Below are 24,338 nucleotides of genomic sequence, written 5' to 3' on the forward strand. Positions count from 1 at the left end.
CCAAAGGGATATAATAGAAACATATAACATATTCTAGAACATTATCAAATATCCTTCTTTTATTTAGGAAAAATCTAGGAGTGTAAAACAAGGAGATCTAACACATGTTCGAAATCACCTCGGTAGACTGCATCTATAAATAGTGAGACAAAAAAATATGCACAGATAACAACCTACGGGAGCAACTGTACAGTGTCTAAACTATGGTTTATCCTCCTTTCTATATATTTTTCCCTTCGGGACGGTATTTTACATTACAGGTGATTAAAACCTGATCGAGGAAGATTAGGTTTGTAGTGCGTGCTAAGCTTTTTGGAATTTTTAATATTCATCACTCATGGATAACTGCTAACATTGCATGTTCAATGTGCTTGCCATAATTGTAGCTGTGACTGTTTTAACTCAAACCAAGAGAGCTGAGCGGTTAAAAAATCAGGTATAGCTCTAAGGGTTCTGTAAGAATAGTTGTTCAGGAAAAAAGTATAGCAAAATGTAGGATTAAAAGCTGTCCAAGAGGCTCAATTACAAAGGAGGAATATTAGATGGAGTTCATGTTATCTAAGCGCATCAGAATCTATAGCAGGAGCAAATTTAGCTGCAGATTCTGATAATGACGAATCTACAGTAATTTCTATGACTGGTCGAAACGTGGGTGGTGACAAAGACCATATTGTAAAAACTTTCACGGAGCCAGTAACAGTAAATGCAATTAGAGTAAGTGCCACAAAATCTATTAATTTTGGATTTTACGATAAAAGTGGAAAATACAAAGCCTTTGATTTACATTAGCGGACATGTTATCGTATCGTAATTGGCTTATTAGCGGTCATTATCCCGACCTATGGCTAAACAATATCATCACACTAAGGAAGAGAGCAAAATGTACACGATCAGCAGATTTTCTCAGCTTTGTAAAATGAGTGCGCGCATGCTGCGTCACTATGACAAGGAAGAACTCTTGAAACCCGTTCATGTGGATACCACGAACGGCTACAGATATTATGAGAAGAACCAATTAGAAACGGCATTACGAATTAAGAAGCTGAAGGAATATAGATTCTCTCTGCCAGAGATCAGAACGGTTCTGCAGACAGCGGACAGAAAAATGCTTACTGGATTAATACATTTAAAAATAAATGAATTATCCGACGAGATGAATCGAAATAGGCAGATCATTAAAGAAATGCAAGAAATGATAAATACAGATGTAAATTTGATGGGTGAAGAACATAGATCTTATGATATATTGCTCGGCATGAGGAATGAGAAAAGTGTTATATATCAAAGAATGTCTATAAACATTGCAGATATAGACCAATATATAGATTCTTTATACGAAAAGGCGGGAAAAGGTAATATCCCGGTGCTTGGTGTTCCGTCTGCTGTTTTTTTTGATGAAGAATTTCTCCCTGAACATAGCGATATGGAATTGATGATTCCCATTATGCTCAGGAATGAAGAAGCCATATCAAGGGATTGTAACATAAAAAAACTACCCCAAACCATGATTGCTACTACCCTGCATATCGGAGATTACGACTACATCGGATACGCACATTTGGCACTTGAAGAATGGATAGAACGTAATGGCTATGGCTTTGAGGGCCCACCTTACGAAACCTACTTAAAAGGTCCAGAATGTGACTGCCCAGTGGAGGAATATGTTACGCAAATCTGTTTTCCTGTCCGTATAGAGGCAAAGTAATAAGTGCTTGACCTTAACACTATGTCAAAGCTTATTCTACATCTGAGAGAAAGTTAGTCACATAAAAGGAGATTTAAAGATGAAGAAGATGGTTGTTGTGTGTTCGGGAGTAGTATTAACGGCAGGAATCATAATGGGATGTTTTCATAGTACAACTGCTGAGAGTCAAAGTGTGAAACAGCAAAACGTAGGCAAATACACCATGCCGGATGAGAGAAACAAACATGAAGGGACATGGCTACAATGGCCCCATAACTTTACGTACGGTAAAGGCCATAAAGAGAAGCTTGAGGCGATTTGGATAGAGATGACCGCTGCGCTAAGTGAAGGTGAAAATGTTCATATCATCGCATATGATAAGTACGAAAAAGAATACATTTACGATCTTCTGTATGATGAAGGTATAGATATGGACAAAATCGACTTCTATATTGTTCCTACGGACGATGTATGGGCAAGAGATACCGCCCCAATTTTTGTATACGACAAGGATAACAATATAAAACTCATGGACTGGGGATTTAACGGGTGGGGAAAGAAAACACCGTATAAAAAGGATGCTCAAATAGCGAACAGACTTGGTAAGCAGTTGGAGAAGGAAAGAATTGATCTCAATGAGGTCGTACTTGAAGGTGGAGCCTTTGAACTGGATGGTAATGGTACATTCTTATCGACACGAAGTGCAGTTACAAATAAAAATAGAAACCCTGAATTCTCAGAAGCAGAAATAGAGGAGTATATAGAAGAATATCTAGGGGCCACTAATTTTATTTGGTTAGATGGTGTGCCGAATCAGGATATTACTGATTTTCATATTGATGGGTTTGCAAAATTTTATGATAAATCCACAATTGTAACAATGAAAGGGGACGATTTAGAAGAATGGGGTGTCTCCATAAAGGATATGAACACACTAATGAAAGCGAAGAATGTTGCGGGCAAGCCTTATAAGTTTGTGTATTTGCCAATTAGTAAAAACAATGTTGTACTCAACAGCGGGGAAAATCTAGGATACAAAGGTTCTTATATAAATTATTATATTGGAAATACAGTTGTATTGGTTCCGAATTACAATGATCCTAATGATCAAAAAGCTAACGATATTATCCAAAAACTATACCCTGATCGTAAAGTAATAGGCATAGATGTGAGAGAGCTGTATAAAGACGGTGGTATGATTCATTGTGTTACACAACAACAGCCAGTTAATCTGCAGTAATAGTTGCACCATAAATTTCAATATATTATTTTATAGGTATAATCATATGTAGAGCATTACTTTTTGCTGCAAAGCTTATTTCCTCACTTCTCTGGGCATTGTGTGATTACCTTGTCCCGGAAAAGTAACATTACCCTAGAGTCATTCCATCATAGGAATCGTTTCTAGGGTCATTTTTATTTGATTTTATATATTCGCTGCATTACAAACTGAATGGTGAGTAGCGACCCCATTAGCTTAGCTCGTATAAGTCAATTCTAAAATTTTCCTTAACAATAATGTGTTCACCACACCTTTTCTGATGATATGGGGTAAGTACTACTGTAAGACAATCACTTAACTTTATATGAAAGGAAGTGGCATTTTGCGAACAAATCGTAAACTTAAAGCAGACTTTATTGTGTTAGGTGGAGGTCTCGGCGGTTGTATGGCTGCTTTAGCAGCAGCTAAGTCAGGCTTGACCGTAATAATGACAGAGGAAACAGACTGGATTGGCGGACAGCTCACAGCCCAAGCTGTTCCACCAGATGAGCACCGTTGGATTGAGCAATTCGGATGTACGCGAAGTTATGCTGAATTCCGTCGTCGTGTGCGGGGCTACTATAAGTCAAATTATCCATTGGTCGATACTGCAATGAATAATGAGTTCCTTAATCCCGGCAATGGCTGGGTCAGCCGGTTATGCCATGAACCTAAAGTAGCGCTGCAAGTCTTGCAGGACATGCTAGCAGCCTACACGAATAGCGGCCGCATCCAAATTTTATATCAACATCGAATAATAGAAGCCGTGATGGAAGGAGATCGTTGCGTATGTGTGAAAGTGATCAATGACGATGACGATCTAGTCACGCTGCAAGGCAAGTACTTTGCGGACGCTACTGAGTGCGGGGATCTGCTTCCTCTTGCTGGAGTGGAACATGTTATGGGCGCCGAAGCGAGAGCAGATACAGACGAACCTCATGCTGCTGATAATGCGGACCCGCTGGATATGCAATCAATAACCCATGTGTTTGCCTTGGATTATGAAGAAGGTGGGGATCATACTATTGATCGTCCTGCCCAATATGATTTTTGGAGACAGTACGTACCTCAGAATTATGAGAATTTGCCGCTGCTAGGCTGGCTGGTACCGGAGATTAGCAAGAATGGCACAATTAAGGAGTATGGATTGTTTCGCGGCAAACGCGGAGAATGGTGGGAGTCATTGTTTAATTACCGCCGCATGATCGACAAGTCTCTATTTAATAACGAACTTTACAAGAGTGATATTTCTCTTATCAACTGGCCGCAAAACGACTACCATCTTGGCTCTATTTATGGTGTGTCTAGTCATGACAGACGTAAGCATCTTAGAGGTGCGCGTCAGCTAAGCTTATGTTTGCTGTACTGGCTGCAGACAGAAGCACCACGCCTTGACGGTGGTAAAGGATATCCAGGGCTTCGTTTGCGGAAGGATGCACTCGGAACAGACGATGGCTTTGCCAAAGCTCCTTACATTCGGGAGTCCAGACGTATTGAATCGTTATACCGGATTACCGAGCACGATGTGAGCAAAGAAATACGTGGTGATCAAGGAATTCGAACGTACGAAGACAGTGTAGGTGTAGGCAGTTACTATTTAGACCTCCATATGACAACGGTATCATTTCGTAGCTTGTACGTTCCGACATATCCATACGAAATTCCACTGGGCGCTTTGCTTCCGGTACGTGTAAAGAATATACTTCCTGCCTGCAAAAACATCGGTACGACTCAAATCTCAAATGGATGTTATCGCCTTCATCCTACGGAGTGGAACATTGGTGAGTCTGTAGGCTACTTGGTTGCCTATGCGCTCAAAAACCAGCTTGATCCACATGATGTTAGGGAGGATTCTGTCCATCTGCAAGCGTATCAGGATCTGCTGGAGCAGCGAGGCGTACAGCTTCATTGGCCAGAGGACATACAGTTGCCTTAAGATCCTGTTCGTGAATGAAGCACAATGATTTATGAGTCATGGGAGCCCAAAAGACAGCACAACCATTCAAAAGAATCTTCATATCCACTGTAAGTAGTGGGTGTGGAGATTCTTTTATTTCACTCTAGCGGGAGGGCATCATTTCACCATGTACATGGACTACTGCTTCTCTATTCCTAACTCAAAAATTTACACCATTACTTAGCGTTCGACAGACATCGTTAGACAGCTTATGCAAAGGTGAAGCAGTACAATTTGAATGAAGATGGTTATAACGGAATAGTAGCAGTGATGCGGTATATAGGATAACAACCTTTCAAAGGAGGTTTCTTACATGTCACATGGACTCACCTTATTTCTGATTATGCTTGCAGCAGGCATTGTGGGAGGGGGAGTTAATTATTTATTAGTAGGTAAGTATGGGACAGTATTTTACAAAGATTGGATGCTTTATAAGGCGGTTTTTGTTGGAATTGCAGCTTCTTTCCTCGTACCTCTATTTTTGAATACGATATCTAGCAATCTGCTTCTCGAAAGTAAGCAAGAAGGCACCCAATTATTTGTATTTGCAGGATTCTGTCTGATTGCCTCTATCTCCTCTAATCGATTTATTAAATCTATTTCGGATAAATTTATGCAGCAATTACATGACGTTCAGCATCAGGTGAACAATGTAAAGCAAGATGTCGAAGCTTTGACGGAAAAAAATACGGAAGCGGACGACTCTATTATTCGTAATGATCCTTATGAAATACGGATGTTGCATCGTGGCACGGTGGCAGAGGAGATTCAGCTTGAACAGTCTCCAAGTCTACATGCTGACCCGAGCCTAAAGGTTCTTCAGGCGCTTCAGGAAGGGGACTATGTATTCCGTACAGTCACTGGTATTTGTAAAGAGACCGAATTGAAAGAAAGCTGCATTCTCCGCATTTTGCAAGAGCAAATACAATTGGGAAACGTAGTTCGTTCAGAGCGGGAAGCTGGTATCCGGTATCACATTACACCTGCCGGTCGCAAGTACATAGGCCGTCATGATCATGTCCGAATGGATATCTTATCGGAAAAAGGCGAGCAGATTTCATGAATATTCATATCATGGTTTATGGGTATACACGTAGTAGGTAGTGAACAGTTCATGTGAATTAATGACAAGTGAAGTGGTGAGAAAGATGAATTATCGGTATGGACTGCACCAGAGACAGACGTTGCAGATGACATCACAGATGCAGCAGTCGTTAAGTATACTTCAAATGTCCTCGCTGGAATTGTGGGGGTATGTTCAGGAACAAGTAGAGACGAACCCATTGTTAGAAGTTAATGGTGAAGGACATCCGCTGTATGCAGCGGATGAACTGGGCTATGGATATAGATATACAGGCGCGCAGGACAAAATAAGTGAGGATAAGCATACACTTTGGTACGATCTGGAACGTGAAATGACATTGGAGGGTTACTTGTCTCAACAAATAAATTTCATAGCTAACCTGCCTGATAACCTTCGTATGATCATGAAATATATAGCAGGTAACCTCAGCCCACAAGGTTATTTGGAGTTGTCCATTTCTTTCGTTGCGGATCAGCTAAAGGTTACGCTTGAAGAAGCGGAACAAGCGCTGCAGCTCATCCATACACTAGAACCTACAGGAGTAGGTGCCCGTACCCTGCAAGAGTGCTTACTGATCCAAGCTAACATGATGCCAGATTTTGATCCGCTAGTGATTACGCTTATTACGTATCATTTGCCGGACATTGCAGCACAAAAAATAACGGCACTTGCAGGCAAGTTGAAAACATCTGCACAAGAAATCGTGAAAGCGATCTCAAAAATAAAGAACTTAAATCCCAAGCCCGGAAATCAATTTTTCCATTCCGCAGTTCCGGTTGTTAGACCTGATATGTCTATTCAAAAAGCGGGCAGTCGTTATATTGTTGTTATGCACGATTGGGCAGCTCCGCTGCTTATTCTTCAACCTGCGTATGCAGCTATGGGCGCACAGAAGGGACAATACTTGCAAGGGGAATATGAATATATTCGTCATCAACGTGCCAGTGCCCTGTGGCTGCTCAGAAGTATAGAGCAGCGCAAGCAGACGCTGCTGCGGGTGGCACAGAGTATTGTGGAGGAGCAGCTTCTATTTTTTCAGGAGGGACCTTCCGGCTTAAAGCCGATGAATTTGGCGCACATAGCTGATAGGCTGAGTATGCATGAGTCAACTGTTAGCAGATCAACTGCTGGGAAGTATGCCGAGACGCCATGGGGTACATTTGAATTAAACTATTTTTTCCCGACGGGCATTCATCAGGATAACGGGGAACTGGCGTCTGCCGCAAGTATTAAACTAAAAATAAAGGCGATTATCGCTGGTGAGCCGCAATGTTCGCCTGTCTCTGATCAACACATTACTTTATGCCTCCAGAAACAAGGCATCCGTATTTCCCGGAGAACGGTTGCTAAATATCGAGAAGAGCTTGGCTTAGCATCCTCGTTTGAACGGAGACGACGGTAGCCAAGCTTTTTATTGAGGTAACGTTTTAGTCCACACGTTCATATCCTCGAATTTATCATAAATATTACAGTTTTTAGTCATTCGTCCCCCGTATTCATAACCGAGTTGTTTAAACACAGCGTTCATACCCGTTGATAAGGCCCTTGCAAGAGAATAGGCACAGGTAATGTTTCGCCGCAAAAGTTCTTGCTCCAGTTCTTGCAGCAGCAGCCTCATCAAGCCTTTATTTCGGCAGGTATGTAGCGTTGCGCAGTCTGTCATCTCGGCATTGTGGAAGGTTGTATTTATTTCTGCAGAGGCTGCACTGACTAGTTGACCTTGAAGCTCTGCTACGTGGAAGATCGTTCCTTCCTGAATGATATGCTCCACATATAGCGGATCGTGCATCGGGGTAGGGTACGTCGCAAAAACTTGGCGATATAACGCTGCCAGCGCATTTGCATCCTGATCAGTCGCTTGACGAAGCAAAAATCCAGCAGCGCTCTTATTTAGTTCTGATTTTAAGGGAAGTGTCTGGACCTCAGCTAATAACTGGTCTTCGTAGATCCAATAGTCGCTTGTTCTACGTTCCAAATCTGTATACAACGCCATATTAAAAGCATCATGACCTTGGAAATAACCTTTAATAACAGCTTCTAGCATATAACCATGCGTAAGGAAGCAGCCCCAATCATAATGACGCGCCTTGATAAATACCTTTGTGAAATAGTGGAGCTGCATAAGCTCCTGAACGCGCTCAAAGACAGAGTTCGGATTGCCTCGATAATCATCTACTCGCAGTCTTTTATTGTAATAGTCAAGGCACATGTGCAGACTGTAATCGCGTCCATTTTCAACCAGATTAGTGTAGTACGTATCGTTGTTAGACATACGCGGCCCTCCTTTATTGACTAGAACATTACTGATACCACCGATATGTATGTATTTTATACGCAAGATGCATGCCAACCTTATCTGTCATTCTGTAGAAAGGACTAACTTGTGTTCTTCGCAGGCAAACTCTACAATGTGGAATAATAGTCTGCATGAATAGCAATCAAGCATTTAATAAGGAGGAACGCCATGTTAGCCAATGTTCAGAAAGTGGAGCAAGGTTATATTGCTCGATTTGAACGTCATTTTCCGTACACCGTTGAGCAGGTATGGGCTTGGCTTACGGACAATGAAAAGTTGAAGCGCTGGTTTGCCGAATTGCGAGTCGTTGAGCTTCGTAAGGGTGGTATCATTACATTTGACATGGGCGATGGTACTTTTGAAGAGCTTGAAATTACAGCTTATATGGAACAAGCTATTTTGGAGTATACATGGGGCAAGGACAAAGTTCGTTTTGAATTGTCTCCGCTCAGTGAAGGCTGTCAGCTCAATTTGATTGAGCAGATCACGATCATGACGGATCATACTGCCAAAGATCTTGCTGGATGGCATGTGTGTCTTGATGTGATTAAGCTACTGCTTGATGGCAGTACCACCTTGTCGCGTGAAGAGGAGTGGAAGCATTGGTATGCGGAATATAAAATGCTGATTGCCCTTTATCAATAGTTGATTTAGTCAGGGATTCCGACAAGCGATAATTTGGCCATACATATAAATATGCGAAAATGTCTATAGAAGATGCCATTACTCTTACGGAGTGACGTGGCATCTTTTTGACTTTGTAATTAGTTGAAATACATGCAGCGCAGTATATACAGCACGCAACAGCTCTGTTGTTAAGAGCAGTGGATCTGACCATTAACGTGGAACGCAATCAGGTCAGGAGCAATGTGGTTGCCTCGTTACCTTGTCGAACTTTCCAAATAACGTTTTATCGAGTTGGCATGGAGTTTGCGTGTTTCTATTTGACGCGGCATGCTGCGCTGGAGGACAGAATAAGATGGAGGAGGAGGTGGCAGCGATGAATCGGGAATATTTGATCAAGCCTATGCTGGACCGTCATTATCCAGCTATCCAATATGGGCATGGCGTGTATTTGTACGATGCCGCCGGCAGCAAATATTTAGACGGTTGTTCCGGTGCGGTAACAGCTAGTCTTGGTCATGGCCTGCAAGAGATTGGTGAGGCTATGGCCGAGCAGGCACGGAAAGTATCGTTTGTGTATCGTTCCCAGTTTACGAGTGAACCTGCGGAACGATTGGCCAAAACACTTAGCGAGCTGGCACCGGGTGGGGAATATTGGTCTTTCTTCGTTAGCAGCGGCTCTGAAGCGACAGAGACAGCGATGAAAATTGCCATTCAGCATTGGCAAGAAAAGGGGCGCCCGAGTAAATACAAAATATTGTCTCGGCATATGAGTTATCACGGAATTACGCTGGGCGCTTTATCGATGTCAGGTCATGTGTTAAGAAGAAAGCGGTTTATTCCACTGTTAGAGGATTTTCCTGTCGTGGCAGCACCTTATTGCTATCGTTGTCCTTATCAACAAAGCTATCCTTCGTGCGGTATGAAATGTGCAAGCGATCTGGAAGTGGCCATTCGCCGGATTGGGGCTGATCAAGTAGCGGCATTTATTGCAGAACCGATTGTAGGTGCTGCTGGCGGCGCCGTTGTCCCTCCAGCGCGCTATTATAACGAAATCAAAGAAATCTGTGACCGTTATGAGGTGCTGTTTATCGCAGATGAGGTGATGACTGGAATTGCGCGGACGGGCAAAATGTTTGGCATCGAGCATTGGGGAGTCGAGCCTGATTTGATCGCGCTAGGCAAAGGAATGAGTGCAGGTTACACGCCGATGGCGGCTGCCTTGGTTAGCGATCAAGTGATGGAGCCGATACTTGCAGGATCAAAAAGTATTATGGCTGGTCATACGTATAGCGCCAATCCTCAGTCCGCAGCTATTTCTTTAGCTGTGCTGCAATACATCAAGAAGAATAAGCTGGTGGACGCCGCCGTAGATAAAGGACGCTACCTAAGAGATAAGTTAGACCATATCGCCCAAAAATCCTCGATTATCGGTGATATACGCGGGAATGGGATGCTGCTGGGACTTGAATTGGTATCCGATCAAGCAACTAAAGCAAGCTTTGCTGTGGAGCGGCATGTGACGTCACGTATGACTGAACTTGCGTTCCGTAACGGACTGCTTATATATCCTGCCGGAGGCGGTTTGGATGGTACGGGAGACGCTATTATTATTGCTCCGCCATTGGTCATTACTAACGAAGAGATCGATGAGCTGGCCGAAAAGATGGCACAAACGATATTCGAAATGCAAGAAGAACTGCGGGCGGTGGTTTAATTGGATGGCATTGATAAGGTGGGAACTTTAACAGCGGCTCTTGCTCATATAAAAGATGGCAGCACGTTAATGTATGGTGGTTTCGGAGGTGTTGGCACACCGCCGACGCTTGTTAATGGTATTTTGGAAAAGGGGATTCGAGACCTCGTTGTAATTGGAAATGATACTGGATTTCCCGATATTGGAATCGGGAGGCTCGTAACTGCAGGTCGGATCAAGAAAGTGATTGCTTCTCATATTGGCTCCAATCCCAATGCTGGGAACATGATGACAGCCGGTACGCTGGAAGTCGAGTTCTACCCGCAAGGAACTCTTGCTGAAAAAATTCGTGCGGGTGGGGTTGGTCTGGGTGGAATTCTAGTTGATGTTGGATTAGGCACCGTAATGGCGGAAGGAAAAGATCAATATACACTGGCAGGTGCCTCGTATATTGTGGAGCCCGCGCTGACCGCTGAGATTGCAATTGTACACGCCAAGCAGGCGGATCGTTTTGGCAATCTCGTCTATGACAAGAGCGGTCGCAATTTTAACCCGCTAGTTGCGATGGCAGGCGTGTTTACAATTGCCGAAGCAGACGAGATCGTGGCGCCTGGCGAGCTTGATCCAGAGATCATTGTGACGCCCAGTATATTTGTGGATATGGTCATACCAAGCGAAGGGGTGCCATGGAAATGGGTATGGGAGAAGAAGTCCGCTGCCGAATAGCGAGAAGAGCTGCACAAGAGGTTGTTGATGGTATGGTTGTCAACTTGGGAATCGGCATTCCTACGCTTGTTCCCAATTACATTCCAACGGATGTTCATGTCCTTATTCACGCCGAGAATGGTATTCTCGGTTCGGGACCTACGCCTGCACAGGGCAAAGAAGACCCTTATTTGTGTAATGCGGGGGGATATCCGATCAGTCTAGTCGAAGGTGGGTCCTACTGTGACAGCGCGGTGGCTTTTGCAATGATTCGAACAGGAAGGATAGACATGACGATTCTCGGTGCATTGGAAGTAAGTGAACGCGGCGACCTAGCGAACTGGATCGTGCCTGGACGTCGGGTTCCAGGTATTGGGGGAGCAATGGAGCTGGCACAAAAAGCGAAGCAAGTTGTTGTACTGATGAATCACCTGAATCATGCGGGCGAATCTAAACTCAAGCCACAATGTACTTTGCCTCTTACAGCTCCTGAATGTGTAGATCTGATTATTACGGATATGGCTGTCTTTCGAGTTGGGTCTCAAGGGCTGATCCTCTGTGAGATCATGGCTCCATACACAGTAGAGCAAGTGCTTTATTACACAGATGCGCGTGTGTGTTTAGCTGAACATATTATAACGATTCCTTAACAAATAAAAAGGCTCCAATTCAACGAACGGGTTACTACATACCCATTCTGTATCGAATGAGCACGGGAGGGAGTGATGAACAAATGTCCATCTCATACATGAGACAACTTATTCACGATTGGTTGGTGGCCCATCGTGATGAAGGCATATTGCTACTGCAGCGGCTGGTCCGCTGTCCTAGCAAAGCCGGTGCAGAAGCAGAGGCGCAGCAAATCATTGCAGACCATTTGCATAGCCTGCAACTGGAAGTCGACATGTGGGAACCCGATGGCTCTCAGTTGGCTGAACACGATTACTTTTATTCCCCACGAAAGGCGTTCAAAGGTAGCCCGAATATTGTCGCCAAAATAGTGGGAACCGGCAAAGGGCGTTCCATTCTGATGAACGGCCATATCGACGTAGTACCAGAAGGCAACCAAGGGGATTGGAGACACGATCCCTATGGCGGCATCATTGAAGAGGGTAAGCTGTATGGTCGCGGATCTTCAGATATGAAGGGGGGAACGGTTTCCTTACTGCTAGCCATACAGGCCATCAGGCAGCTTGGTATTCGGCTTGTGGGAGACGTTATTTTTCAAAGTGTGATTGAGGAAGAGAGCGGAGGAGCGGGGACACTCGCAGCAATATTAAGAGGGTACAAGGCGGATGCTGCTTTAATACCGGAACCAACCAATTTACGTATTTTTACAAAGCAGCAGGGTTCGATGTGGTTCCGGATTACAGTGACGGGAAGAGCGGCACATGGTGGCACAAGATATGAAGGCGTTAGCGCGATTGAGAAAAGCATGTTCATTATTCAAGAGCTTCAAGCGCTGGAACGCCACAGAAATACCAGAATTACAGATCCGCTGTACGCGGGCAACCCGATTCCCGTTCCGATCAATGTTGGGATCATTCAGGGAGGGAATTGGCCTTCCTCTGTACCGGATACGGTTGTGCTGGAAGGGAGAATGGGGGTTGCACCAAATGAGACCTTGGATCACGCTAAACAAGAAATGGCCGAGTGGATTAGAAAATTGGTAAAGCAGGATGTATGGTTGCTAGAACACCCTCCTGAAGTGGAGTGGTTTGGTGCACGCTGGATACCAGGAGATGTCGCTCCAGATCACGAGCTTGCACTTGTTCTAAGGGATCAATTTTGTGCGACGGTTGGGCATGAGCCAGGGGTGGAAGCTTCTCCGTGGGGAACGGATGGTGGGCTACTGACTAATCTGGCCGATACACCCTGTATTGTGTTTGGTCCCGGTGTTACCGAGGTAGCACATTATCCAAATGAATATATCGTGCTGGATGACGTATTTACGGCGGCTGAAGTGGTCGCTATGACGTTGATCGAATGGTGTGGAATGGAGGTAATTCAGGATGAAACCGACACGCACGACACATATCAGCCTCAAGACTGAAATCCCGGGACCAATTGCACAGGAGCTTATGCTCCGACGCAAGGAGCATGTTCCTCAAGGACCTTTTAACACGGTTCCAACCTTTGCTGCTTCTGGAAAAGGGGCACTGCTAACAGATGTCGATGGCAATACATTTATTGATCTGGCAGGTGCAATCGGAACGTTGAATGCAGGACATTGTCCGCCGCAAGTTGTTGCAGCGCTCAAGGATCAACTGGATAAATATATACATCCTTGTTTCCATGTCACGATGTATGAGCCTTATATTGCATTAGCGGAGGCCTTAAATCGAATCACACCAGGTGACCATCTTAAGAAAACTTTCTTTTTGACTAGTGGAGCTGAGGCTGTTGAGAACGCAGTCAAGATTGCACGCAGATATACGGGGCGCCGCGGAATTGTCTCTTTTGAAAGAGGATTTCATGGCAGAACCTATATGGCGATGTCTTTGACAAGCAAGGTAAAACCGTATAAAAACGGATTTGGCCCGTTTGTTCCTGATGTGTATAAGCTGCCTTATCCATATTATTACCGGGCACCCGAAGGCATGACAGCTGATGAGTGGGATGATGCGCTGCTAGCAAAGTATGAAGACTTTTTTCTGGCTGAGGTACCAGGTGAAGATGTTGCCGCCATCATTATGGAACCTGTGCAGGGGGAGGGAGGATTTATAATTCCTTCAGTCCGGTTTGTGCAAGGCGTGAAGGCGATCTGTGAGCGCTATGGGATACTATTCATTGCCGATGAAGTTCAGACAGGGTTTGGTCGAACAGGCAAACGGTTTGGCATTGAGCATTACGGTGTTGTTCCAGATCTAATGACGATGTCCAAATCGATTGCTGCCGGGCTCCCGCTTAGTGCTGTGACAGGAAAAGCAGAGATTATGGACGCACCCGGCATAGGGGAAATTGGAGGCACTTACGGGGGCAGTCCGCTGGGATGTGTAGCGGCGCTAAAAGTAATTGAATTGATGGAGACGGAGGATTGGTGTACACAGGCAGTCTGTATCGGCAACTTGTTTCAAGATCGTTTTAGCAAGCTGCAGCAGGAGCTGCCACTTATTGGCGACGTAAGGTCTCTCGGCGCTATGAGTGCGTTTGAGATCGTATCCGATCCCCATACAAAATTGCCTGATAAAGCCTTAACCCAGCGCATCATTCAGCTGGCGCATCAACGGGGTGTCTTGATTATGAGTGCCGGTCTATATGGGAACGTAATCCGATTACTAAGCCCACTTGTTATAACCCTTGAACAGATGGAAGAAGCGCTTGACGTTGTTGAATCGGCCGCCCGAACGTGCATCTTGACACATAATGGCGCATAATGGAGGAAGGAGGGATCGAGATGAGAAAGCATTTATATATAAAGGGAAGCTGGGTAGAGGCTGCGGAATATCGCCCCTTATATTCTCCTTACAATGGTATGAATATCGCTGAAGTTGCTTATGCGAACGAAGCAGAAGTGGAGCAAGCGATAGCTGCGGCAGAGCTTGCTTCACCATTAATGGCACGTATGCCTGCGCATGAACGCGCTTCTATATTAGGGAAGGTTGCCGCATTAATAAGCGAACGGGCAGACGAATGTGCCCATCTTATCGCGCTGGAAGCAGCTAAGCCGCTTAAGGCGGCACGTGCGGAAGTAGATCGCACGGCGATGACCTATCAATTAGCGGCGGAGGAAGCACGGCGGATTCACGGGGAAACGATTCCTCTGGACGCTGCACCAGGAGGAGAGGGGCGCATCGCGTATACGATACGGCAGCCGCTAGGCATCGTTGCTGCTATCACGCCGTTTAACTTCCCGATGAATCTGGTTGCACACAAAGTAGGACCTGCGCTTGCCGCAGGTAATACGGTTGTATTGAAACCGGCTGGGCAGACACCACTGAGTTCTTTGCTGCTGGCCGAGCTGTTTGAGGAAGCTGGCCTGCCTGCCGGAGCGTTAAATGTGGTCACGGGAAGCGGAAGTATTATTGGCGATATACTTGTTCAGGATGCAAGAGTCAAAGCGGTGTCATTCACGGGCAGCCCTGAAGTTGGAATTGGAATTCGTCGTAAAGCAGGCTTAAAGAAAGTTACGCTTGAGCTCGGCTCTAATTCGGCCTTGATCGTGGATCAGGGGGTCCAGCTAGATAAAATGATCAGCAGGGCGGTGACTGGCGCATTCTCCAACTCGGGTCAAGTATGTATCTCTCTGCAGCGAATATATGTGCATGAGCTGTTGTTCAATGAGTTTGTGGAGAAGTTTGTAGCATGTACAGAGGCGCTGCATGTTGGTGATCCTCTGGACCCGTACACGGATGTATCAGCCTTAATTGCTCGAAAAGATGTTGAACGGTCACTTGAATGGATTGCGGAGGCGAAGCGGCTGGGTGCGGAAGTGGCAACGGGTGGCGTGAGTCAAGACAACGTGGTTCACCCAACCGTGTTGTTAAATGTAGACGCCAGTGCGCAGATTTCGTGCAGTGAAGCTTTTGCGCCTATTGTCCTCATTAATCGTGTATCTTCGATGGAAGCGGCGATACAGGCAGTAAATGATTCTCGTTACGGTTTACAGGCGGGCATTTATACCAATGACATCGGCACAGCTTTAGCCGCAGCCGAACGACTAGAGGTTGGAGGCGTAATGATTAACGATATTCCGACGTTCCGTGTGGATCATATGCCCTATGGCGGGGTGAAGGATAGTGGAATCGGACGCGAAGGCGTGAAGTATGCAACGGAAGAATTTACGGAATTAAAGCTCATCTGTTTTAAAAAGGAATAAGTGCGCACGTTTGTCCATGAGCAAAGAAGAGCACGCCAACGTCGGTCCAAGACCCGCGTTGGCGTGCTCTTTTTATTTAAGCAGGGGCGTCTTGTCTGGTGACCATTAAACTTAAACACAGCCTTGGTGCGGCAATAACCGCATCAAGGCTGCTGCTTACTGTTGGTCAGCTGTCTGTACAGGCAGCAAGTATCTTAATGGGTTAATGGCCCTCATCATTCTCTGTCAGTACTTCGTTGGCTTCCTCACTACAGAAGCGAGAGTTATTCATTACAGACGTGGCATTGTTAATCGTTAACCTTTGGGGACGTATCCTCAGTATTGCTACTCTCGGAAGCATTTACATTCTTCTCGTCTTCTTTCTTATCAGCCTCGGCAGAGCGATACTTTGCATCTTTGCTATCAATAAGTTTTTGCTTCATCTCGTCGCGCTTTTGACGTTTGTCTTTTAACGACATATGCTCTGGAGACTCCTGATAGGTCTGGCGTCGCCCGATGCGGCGCAAATTTTCTGGCACCAGATTAAATTTCTCATCTTTCATTAAAGCAATAATGCCCGTGCTTTCAGGGGCTTTACCAAGTTCGTATATTTCGTTAAAATACTCATCTGCTCGTCCTGGCACGTACGCTTTGGGCTCAGGATACCCCACGATAACGCCTTCATAATTTCGCAGAATGACTTTATCTTGGCTTTGCGACAGCAAATAATTTGGCTGCAGTGCAATCTTGCCGCCGCCCCCAGGAGCGTCCACGACAAAGGTAGGCACAGCATAGCCACTCGTGTGTCCGCGGAGTGCTTCAATAATTTCCAACCCTTTAGAGACAGGGGCACGAAAATGCCCAATGCCTTCCGACAAATCGCATTGATAAATATAATAGGGCCGAACACGTATCTTTACTAGATCGTGCATCAGCTTCTTCATAATTTGGGTGCTGTCGTTGATACCTGCCAAAATAACAGCTTGGTTGCCAAGTGGTACACCGGCGTTAGCCAGCATCTCACAGGCAAGCTTCGCTTCAGCAGTAATCTCTAAGGGATGGTTAAAGTGGGTATTTAACCATACGGGATGATACTTCTTTAGAATGCTGCATAAATTTTCGGTAATTCGCTGCGGGAAAACCACGGGAGCCCTTGTTCCGATACGGATAATTTCAACGTGCGGGATCTCACGTAAATTTTTTAAAATATACTCTAAGATTTGATCATTTATAAGCAGTCCATCTCCACCGGAAAGCAGTACATCCCGTACTTCTGGAGTATTTCTAATGTACGCAATTGCGTCGTCCATTTGCTTCTTAGGAACGCCCATGCCCACTTGACCGGAGAAACGACGGCGCGTACAGTAACGGCAGTACATAGAGCATTGATTCGTAACGAGGAACAGCACGCGATCTGGGTAACGGTGAGTCAGACCTGGAGTAGGGGAGTCCTCGTCTTCGTACAGCGGGTCTTCCAAGTCATATCTTGTTTTCATAATTTCAGCCGAAATAGGTACCGATTGCAGCCGGATCGGGCAGCGCGGATCGTCTGGATGCATGAGCGCTGCGTAGTAAGGAGTAATATTTAACGGAATGGTGCGGGTAGAGATACGAACGCCTTCCTCTTCATCAGGTGTCAGATTGACAACCTGCTTCAGGTCTTCGAGTGTACGTATCGTATTGGTTAACTGCCATAACCAGTCATTCCATTTTTCATCGGGTACATCTTTCCATAACTCGATTTGTTTCCAGTGACGTTTGCTGCTGAGAGGAATTGCATGTGTTCCATCTGATGTGAGATCGTTCTGAAGTTCCATTAGTCCGCACCTCCGATAATGATTGTTCTTGTCTATATTCCTGCTCTAAATAAGAAGCAAGAACGATGCCAAGTGGAGGGCAGACGTATATTCTGTATAACATTTGTAATAAAAGGTTATTATTCTTTGTCTACTCAGGCCTGCGGCTGATCCCATAACGAGTCAGCTTATATTGCAGTGCTTGACGCTTAATGCCTAAGGCTTGTGCGGCCTGTGTAATATTATACTGATGGCTGTCCATGGCCGCTTGAATAGCTTCGCGCTCATACTTTTCCAGCATTTCAGGCAAATTAGTGCTGCGTGCTGGCATTTCCATAGCCAGTGTCAAAAGTGGAGTGTGTTGTTCACTATGCTCGGCAGCAGAATAATTCAGATACGGAGGCAGGTGGGACACCTCGATCCGCTCATCGTGCAGTTCCATCATATTGAAGGCGGATTCGATGACATGCTTCAGCTCGCGAATATTGCCAGGCCATGAATAAGTGATCAGTCGTTTCAGGGCGGTAGTACTAATGGCAGATACTTTTAATCCGAACAGGGGATTAAAAGCTTCGATATAATGCTGAACAAGTAGATGGATATCTTCCTGTCTCTGGCTTAATGAAGGGAGGTGGACATTGATGACGTGCAATCGATAAAATAAATCGGAGCGTAATATGCCCTTCTCCAGTGCTTCCTTTGGCTCCATATTCATAGCAGCGATAATACGAATATGGACTTGTTGTTCAGTCGTTCCCCCAATTCGTCGGACGATTCCATCTTGCAAGACGCGCAGCAGCTTTGCCTGCAGATACAGATCAAGACTATTCAGTTCATCCAAAAATAACGTGCCGCCATTTGCCTGTTCAAACAAACCTGGCCTGTCAACAGCACCTGTAAAGGCTCCTCGCGAGGTGCCGAACATCAATCCCTCCATAAGTTCCCCTGGGACCGCAGCGCAATTTTGTGCAATAAAAGGTTTCTCTCGGCGAATGCCTGCATTGTGGATGCTTTGAGCAATCAGCTCTTTGCCTGTTCCTGTTGCACCGCATATAAAGACGGAAGAGTTAGTACGAGCTGCCTTTTTTGCAATAGAAAGCGCTTCTAAAAATAAGGGGCTCTGTCCGATAAGGTCACTAAAGTGATAACGAGCGGCCCCTGAGCGGCGATGATCGTGCTGCTGGGCTCTGTAGAGCTGGTGCCTCAGATCGAGAATCTGGTCATGAAGCTGAACAATGCTCGTAATATCTTTGGCAACTTCCAGCGCACCAACGATATGATTATTTTCCACCAACGGAAATGTGCTGTTTACAGTTGTGATTCTTTTACCCGACATATTTACGTAAGTTTGAATATGCTCGGCAATCTCTTTACCGGTACGAAGCACTTTGATTAATGTACTTGTCTCATGCGTCAGGGAGGGATACAGGTCGAACACACTTTTTCCAATGACTTGAGCACGGTGTAGACCATCGATCTCAGCCATCTTGGCGTTATAAAGGATGGTGATTCCATCTTGATCCAGAAGATGAACTCCAACGTCAATCCGATTAATGATCCACTCCAAATGTGTAGATCCCATGCTGCGTTCCAACATCTATTCACCTGCCTGTACAAAATAGCGATCATTCTATGAATATGCTGAAGCAGCAGAGTTTACCCCTACCATTTGGCAGTAGAAAAAGAGTGACATCTCGATTACTCGAATGTATGTCACCCTAATTGTTTATTATTTTAAATGTGTTGTGTCCGGCGTATCGTACACGTGGAATCGGGAGAACAAGCGCCATAACAATTCTCTGCGGCTGGTTACGCCTGTTTTGATAAAAATGGACTTGAGGTGATCCTGCACCGTATAAGCTGAAATATGGAGGGACAAAGCCAGCTCTTTAGTAGAGAGTCCCTTTACAACACGATCGAGAATCTGCTTTTCGCGCTCAGATAAGCCGTACGCTTCTGACAAGTAGGGCAGCATGTCGTTGGGAGAGGCGGCACCTATCCATACTGCGAGCTGGATTGTCCCTGCCGGACCGTTAAGGCGGCTGGCTTGAATCGTCACATAATGCCCATTAGGAACACGCAAGCATACTTTTGCCAAAGAGGAAGATCCGGCACTCCCAGCTGAATCAGCTAAGGCACGCGTACACACGGCTTGAATCGGCCTCGGAATAACATGACTTGTAATGTGTTCCCATTGTCTTAGCAATTGCAACCAATACGCTGAAGCATCGTTGTACGAGATAATATCTAATTGATCGGACAGCACCATAATACCCGGTCCTTCCTCTATCCAGACGGTGTCCTCAGCCGGCAGCGAAAGATGAATAGCCCGTAACTGATAGGCAATAGCAGGGACAAGCTCAGCGACGAAATCCCGTTCACTTTCTGTGAACAAGGGAGATCCTTGCTTACGGAATAAGGTCAAGTAACCCCAGCAGGACTGATCATTAACTAAAGCAGCCCGCAGCTCGTCTTTAAATCCAGCTGGCTGCAGGACGTGACGATAGCGTGCGCTGCGTTCCATTTGTCCATTCGTTGCCCCGCTTAAAGTAGCAACGGGTATATCCGACTCTACTAATTGAGTATAGGTGTTAAAATCTGCTTGCACATATTCGTACTCAAACAGGCGGTGATGAATGGCTTCTACACCTTCTTCGGTCACTGCACCCGTAGATAGTAAGGTTTGTGGATCTACCGCGGTAAAACAGGCGGCATCAAAAGGGATGATCTCACGGAGTCGACTGATTAAGGCTGTTCTGAATTCATACGATGTTGCACCGTGACCTGCCAGTTTGTTTATGAGTTGTTTGAACGATTCTATCTTTGCATTCATGGTTGATTGCTCCTAACTTATCACTAACTTTAGTGTAATGGACTGAATTAGGAAAGTCATCTCACTCCTTGATCGTATATGGGATGCGAGTGAAACAGGTTAAATCTGCTATACTGATATAAGCACTTGAAGTTGTAGACATCGCTATAAATATGAGAGGGTGGTGCACGATGAAAATTGGGATGATCGGGATTGGAGACATCGCATCCAAAGCCTATTTGCCTATATTGGCCACTAGACAGGACATTGAGTTATCGATTGCAAGCCGCAACCAGGAGGTTGTTCATCAAGCAGCGCAGCAGTACCGCATTAAACAAGCCTACACTTCCGTCAGCGATCTGATTGCTTCTGGTATTGATGCGGCATTTGTACATACTGCAACGATGTCTCATCCAGAAATAGTGAAGCAGCTTATCAGTGCAGGAGTTCATGTATTTGTAGACAAGCCTATTGCTTACACGTTAAGTGAAGCAGAGCAAGTTGTGTCTTATGCGAAGCAGCACGATGTACAGCTCATGGTCGGTTTTAACCGCAGGTTTGCTCCTATGTATAGGGATGTGAAGCAGCATATTCAAGCACCGGAGACCATTTTTTTGCAAAAAAACCGGACGGGCCCTTTATCTGACTTGAGAACAACCCTGTTTGACGATTTTATACATGTTGTAGATACACTGCTTTATTTTACGGGTGAACCAACAGCGCTGTCGGTGAATGCCAAGATAGAGCAGCAAAAGGCTCATTATGTCGTGCTGAATTTACATAAGGACAACACGACGGCTATCGGTATGATGAACCGCAATACAGGTGTAACAGATGAGCGATTGGAAATGACGGGTAATCAACGAAAGTTGGTTGTACACAATATGGTGAATGCCATTTCTTTTGAGCATAATCAGGAGCAGCATCGTACATTTGAAGATTGGACAACGACACTGTATCGCCGCGGCTTTGTCGATATGATAAATCATTTTATTGAACATATTAAGCAGGGGACAACGTGTGATTCAAGTGGAGAAGCTGCATTAACGGCACATGAAATATGTGAGCGAATGATACACGAGCTAGTCACCCGCTAAAAAGATGGCAGGAGTTAAAGTCATTTGAAGATCTTAAATTGGTTAATTGTAGTCACGTAAATAGAGGATGGTTAGTGTTAACAGTAAGGGTAATTTGACGAACAAATGATTCGTTTGCTACAATGTCCCCATCAAATAGGAATAGGATGAGGACGATGGTTCGTCGTTTGAAACGGTTAAAGAACGTTGCTACTGCATTAAGCTTCTAAGTAAACAATTGAGTTATATTACTTAGAAGCGAGGAAAAAGCATGAAACCATATAGATATAACCACTGGTCTGAAATTAAGTATCTGAAGGATATTGTCACCAACCCAATGATTGAAGTAGGAGAGTACTCCTATTATTCTGGGTATTACGATAGTCATGATTTTGAAGACGGATGTGTTAGATACCTTTGGGGAGATGAAACTTCAATAAAGTTATTTAACCCTATCGTAGATTATGGTTGGCATTTAGATAAATTGATTATAGGAAATTACGTATGCATTGCAAGTGGTGTCATAATTTTAATGGGTGGTAATCACAATCATCATCCTGATTGGATTACTGTGTATCCGTTTGTAGAGCAGATTGCAACCTCTTACGAAGCAAAAGGGGATACAATCATCGAAAGTGATGCCTGGATTGGCATGAATGCAATGATTTTGCCTGGTGTGAAGATAGGTGAAGGTGCCATTGTTGCAGCAGGATCAGTTGTTGTAAAAGATGTCCCACCCTATACGATAGTAGGCGGCAACCCTGCTAAAGAGCTAAAGAAACGCTTTACAAACGAGGAAATCGCAAAGTTAATGGAAATGCGTTGGTTCGATTGGGAACGTGAGAAGATTGAGCGAGCCAGTCATATCTTATCAAGTAGTTCTGTTCATCAATTATATGACTTTTATCAAAGTGAAATAAGTCCATAAGGTAATCTCATTTAATAAAGATGAGAATGCACAGAAAGTGAACTATGGATTAGTCTAATCATAGATTCAACTAACGGGTGCAATAGTGCTATACAATTGATTAAGACCTCCCATTTGATGAGAACCTAGAGTTAAAAGGTCAAATGGGAGGTTTTATTATATTAGGTGAACCCTGAACCTACGATTCCTGCAATTGCCCTGGCTCCCGGCGGCGACTTATGTGTACCAAAGACAAGGCAATTACCGTAAGGATAATCCCAAGTGCTTGAAAGCCCTCGATGTTGAACTTTCCTCCCATGACGATACTTATTAACAATGAAGAAAGAATGGTTCCCAGGTATCTTGATGTATTAAATAATCCGGATGCTACACCGATTATTTCTTTTGGACAACTTTGGAACAAGGCTGCTTGCATGCCTACATTGTTCAACCCGTTGCTGATGCCGAATGCAGCCAAAGCCAAGCATACACTGATAACTGGTGAAGTTTGATTCAATGTCACGAGCCACATTGATCCCAATGTCATCAGCATTGCAGACACCAGCAATGCTGGTCGAGGTCCTGATTTATCGATCCATCGTCCTGCTATTGGAGAAGTAACTAGCGAGCACAAGCCTAAGCTTAGCATGAGAATTCCTGTTTGGAACTCGCTAACATGACGTACCATTTGCAAGTAGGATGGAACTCCGAAAAAGAGGGAGTAATAAAGTATGTTCACGAGCATGAATTCCACATTAACCCAAGTCATTGCAGGATATTTGGCGAATGTGCGTAAAGGAATAAAGGGTGACGTCACTTTTAACTCATGTCGTATGAATACTCCAAGTAGAGCGAGGCCTATCAGCCCCACAGTGACATTTCCTAATGAGATGTGCCCTGATGATTTGACTGAGAGTAAACCAACAAGTAAGGCAACCAGCCCCACTGTGAAGAGCAGGATTCCAAGCGCATCAATTAAATCAACCCACTTTCGAAAGGACATGCTGCGTGCAGCGGAAGTTGACGGCTCGTCCTTAGGAATTGTCTTCCAAGCGAATAGCAAACTAGCGAATATAAACGGAATATTGATCAAAAAGATTGCAGGCCAACTCCACCAATGAATCAAGAGCCCGCCAATAAAAGGCCCAATTGCTGCCGCTCCCGATAAGAAAATGGATAAAACAGACAGCGCCGTCGCTTGTTTCTCCGTAATATGGATTCGAACAATGGCCATTCCAATCCCAACCATCATGCTTGTTCCGATAGATTGCACAATGCGGAACACGATGAGCCAGCCGAAGCTTGGTGATAATGGAGCTAATAAGGATGCAAAGAAAGATACAACAAGCCCGGCAAGAAATATCTTCCTCCGCCCGAATAAATCGCTGGCCTTTCCCATGACGGGTTGCGTGATAGCACTTGCAATGTAGAAAGAAAAAATAATCCAAGAAACACTTGTAAAATCAAGCTGGAACACATTTTGCAGACTTGGAATAGCAACGGCAACCATCGATGAATTTAATGGATTTAATAGTATTCCTAGACCAACTGAAATCATTAACCACCTGCTGCGAACACTCATTTTTGGTCCCTCCAAAGCGTAATAATCTCATCCTACTTGATATCTTTTATTCATTCCAAC

19 protein-coding genes are annotated in these 24,338 nt (G+C 44.8%); 14 read left to right on the forward strand and 5 right to left on the reverse strand.

Going from position 1 to position 24,338, the window contains the following annotated elements; genetic code table 11:
- The first annotated feature begins 880 nt into the window (after positions 1–880).
- The 5 genes from MH117_RS05320 to rpoN all read left to right on the forward strand — a co-directional run bounded on the left by MH117_RS05320 (position 881) and on the right by rpoN (position 7,388).
- Positions 881–1,705 carry a MerR family transcriptional regulator gene (locus MH117_RS05320; protein ID WP_239327758.1) on the forward strand — a complete coding sequence of 275 codons (825 nt, stop codon included), beginning with the start codon at positions 881–883 and terminating at the stop codon, positions 1,703–1,705.
- A gap of 79 nt (positions 1,706–1,784) precedes the next feature.
- Positions 1,785–2,924 (forward strand): agmatine deiminase family protein, encoded by a 1,140-nt coding sequence (locus MH117_RS05325; protein WP_481857228.1) that lies wholly within the window; start codon positions 1,785–1,787, stop codon positions 2,922–2,924.
- Positions 2,925–3,270: 346 nt separating this feature from the next.
- Complete coding sequence (locus MH117_RS05330) at positions 3,271–4,881, forward strand: FAD-dependent oxidoreductase (protein WP_481857229.1); 1,611 nt, start codon at positions 3,271–3,273, stop codon at positions 4,879–4,881.
- Positions 4,882–5,215: 334 nt separating this feature from the next.
- Positions 5,216–5,965: a YEATS-associated helix-containing protein gene (locus MH117_RS05335; RefSeq protein ID WP_239327592.1), complete on the forward strand. Its 750-nt coding sequence runs from the start codon at positions 5,216–5,218 to the stop codon at positions 5,963–5,965.
- Between the two features lie 85 nt (positions 5,966–6,050).
- Positions 6,051–7,388, forward strand: a complete 1,338-nt coding sequence (gene rpoN, locus MH117_RS05340) for an RNA polymerase factor sigma-54 (protein WP_239327593.1) — start codon at positions 6,051–6,053, stop codon at positions 7,386–7,388.
- Between the two features lie 9 nt (positions 7,389–7,397).
- On the opposite strand, the gene ablB is transcribed toward rpoN, so the two are convergent.
- A complete protein-coding gene (ablB, locus tag MH117_RS05345) occupies positions 7,398–8,258 on the reverse strand; it encodes a putative beta-lysine N-acetyltransferase (protein ID WP_239327594.1) in 861 nt (286 codons plus the stop codon).
- Between the two features lie 192 nt (positions 8,259–8,450).
- Between ablB and MH117_RS05350 the strand changes: the two genes are divergently transcribed.
- The 7 genes from MH117_RS05350 (at position 8,451) to MH117_RS05380 (ending at position 16,126) form a co-directional block, all read left to right on the forward strand.
- The gene (locus MH117_RS05350; protein ID WP_239327595.1) at positions 8,451–8,927 is read left to right on the forward strand and encodes an SRPBCC family protein; all 477 of its coding nucleotides are present in this window, start codon (positions 8,451–8,453) and stop codon (positions 8,925–8,927) included.
- A gap of 355 nt (positions 8,928–9,282) precedes the next feature.
- Positions 9,283–10,623 carry an aspartate aminotransferase family protein gene (locus MH117_RS05355; RefSeq protein ID WP_239327596.1) on the forward strand — a complete coding sequence of 447 codons (1,341 nt, stop codon included), beginning with the start codon at positions 9,283–9,285 and terminating at the stop codon, positions 10,621–10,623.
- Positions 10,624–10,692: 69 nt separating this feature from the next.
- On the forward strand, positions 10,693–11,328 hold the full coding sequence (locus tag MH117_RS05360; protein ID WP_239327761.1) for a CoA transferase subunit A: 636 nt from the start codon (positions 10,693–10,695) through the stop codon (positions 11,326–11,328).
- Entirely contained in the window at positions 11,295–11,957 is a 663-nt protein-coding gene (locus tag MH117_RS05365; RefSeq protein WP_239327597.1) for a 3-oxoacid CoA-transferase subunit B, read from the forward strand. The genes MH117_RS05360 and MH117_RS05365 overlap by 34 nt, the downstream gene beginning before the upstream one ends.
- Before the next feature lie 98 nt (positions 11,958–12,055).
- Positions 12,056–13,360 carry a peptidase gene (locus MH117_RS05370; protein WP_239327598.1) on the forward strand — a complete coding sequence of 435 codons (1,305 nt, stop codon included), beginning with the start codon at positions 12,056–12,058 and terminating at the stop codon, positions 13,358–13,360.
- Positions 13,320–14,684 carry a 4-aminobutyrate--2-oxoglutarate transaminase gene (gene gabT, locus MH117_RS05375; RefSeq protein WP_239327599.1) on the forward strand — a complete coding sequence of 455 codons (1,365 nt, stop codon included), beginning with the start codon at positions 13,320–13,322 and terminating at the stop codon, positions 14,682–14,684. Before MH117_RS05370 ends, gabT begins: the two co-directional genes overlap by 41 nt.
- Before the next feature lie 20 nt (positions 14,685–14,704).
- Positions 14,705–16,126, forward strand: a complete 1,422-nt coding sequence (locus tag MH117_RS05380) for an aldehyde dehydrogenase family protein (protein WP_239327600.1) — start codon at positions 14,705–14,707, stop codon at positions 16,124–16,126.
- A gap of 287 nt (positions 16,127–16,413) precedes the next feature.
- Here the strand turns inward: MH117_RS05380 and kamA are convergent, their stop codons facing one another.
- From kamA to MH117_RS05395, 3 genes are all read right to left on the reverse strand, one after another.
- Positions 16,414–17,922: a lysine 2,3-aminomutase gene (gene kamA / locus MH117_RS05385; RefSeq protein ID WP_239327601.1), complete on the reverse strand. Its 1,509-nt coding sequence runs from the start codon at positions 17,920–17,922 to the stop codon at positions 16,414–16,416.
- 130 nt (positions 17,923–18,052) lie between these two features.
- On the reverse strand, positions 18,053–19,498 hold the full coding sequence (locus MH117_RS05390; protein ID WP_239327602.1) for a sigma-54 interaction domain-containing protein: 1,446 nt from the start codon (positions 19,496–19,498) through the stop codon (positions 18,053–18,055).
- Positions 19,499–19,630: 132 nt separating this feature from the next.
- A complete protein-coding gene (locus MH117_RS05395) occupies positions 19,631–20,734 on the reverse strand; it encodes a helix-turn-helix transcriptional regulator (RefSeq protein WP_239327603.1) in 1,104 nt (367 codons plus the stop codon).
- A gap of 170 nt (positions 20,735–20,904) precedes the next feature.
- On the opposite strand from MH117_RS05395, the gene MH117_RS05400 reads away from it, so the two are divergent.
- The gene (locus tag MH117_RS05400) at positions 20,905–21,810 is read left to right on the forward strand and encodes a Gfo/Idh/MocA family protein (protein ID WP_239327604.1); all 906 of its coding nucleotides are present in this window, start codon (positions 20,905–20,907) and stop codon (positions 21,808–21,810) included.
- Between the two features lie 250 nt (positions 21,811–22,060).
- A complete protein-coding gene (locus MH117_RS05405) occupies positions 22,061–22,717 on the forward strand; it encodes a CatB-related O-acetyltransferase (protein WP_239327605.1) in 657 nt (218 codons plus the stop codon).
- A 178-nt stretch (positions 22,718–22,895) separates the two neighbouring features.
- On the opposite strand, the gene MH117_RS05410 is transcribed toward MH117_RS05405, so the two are convergent.
- Positions 22,896–24,278, reverse strand: a complete 1,383-nt coding sequence (locus MH117_RS05410) for an MFS transporter (protein ID WP_239327606.1) — start codon at positions 24,276–24,278, stop codon at positions 22,896–22,898.
- Between the last annotated feature and the right edge of the window lie 60 nt (positions 24,279–24,338).

This window comes from Paenibacillus sp. ACRRX (assembly GCF_022346885.1).
Lineage (GTDB): Bacteria > Bacillota > Bacilli > Paenibacillales > Paenibacillaceae > Paenibacillus_B.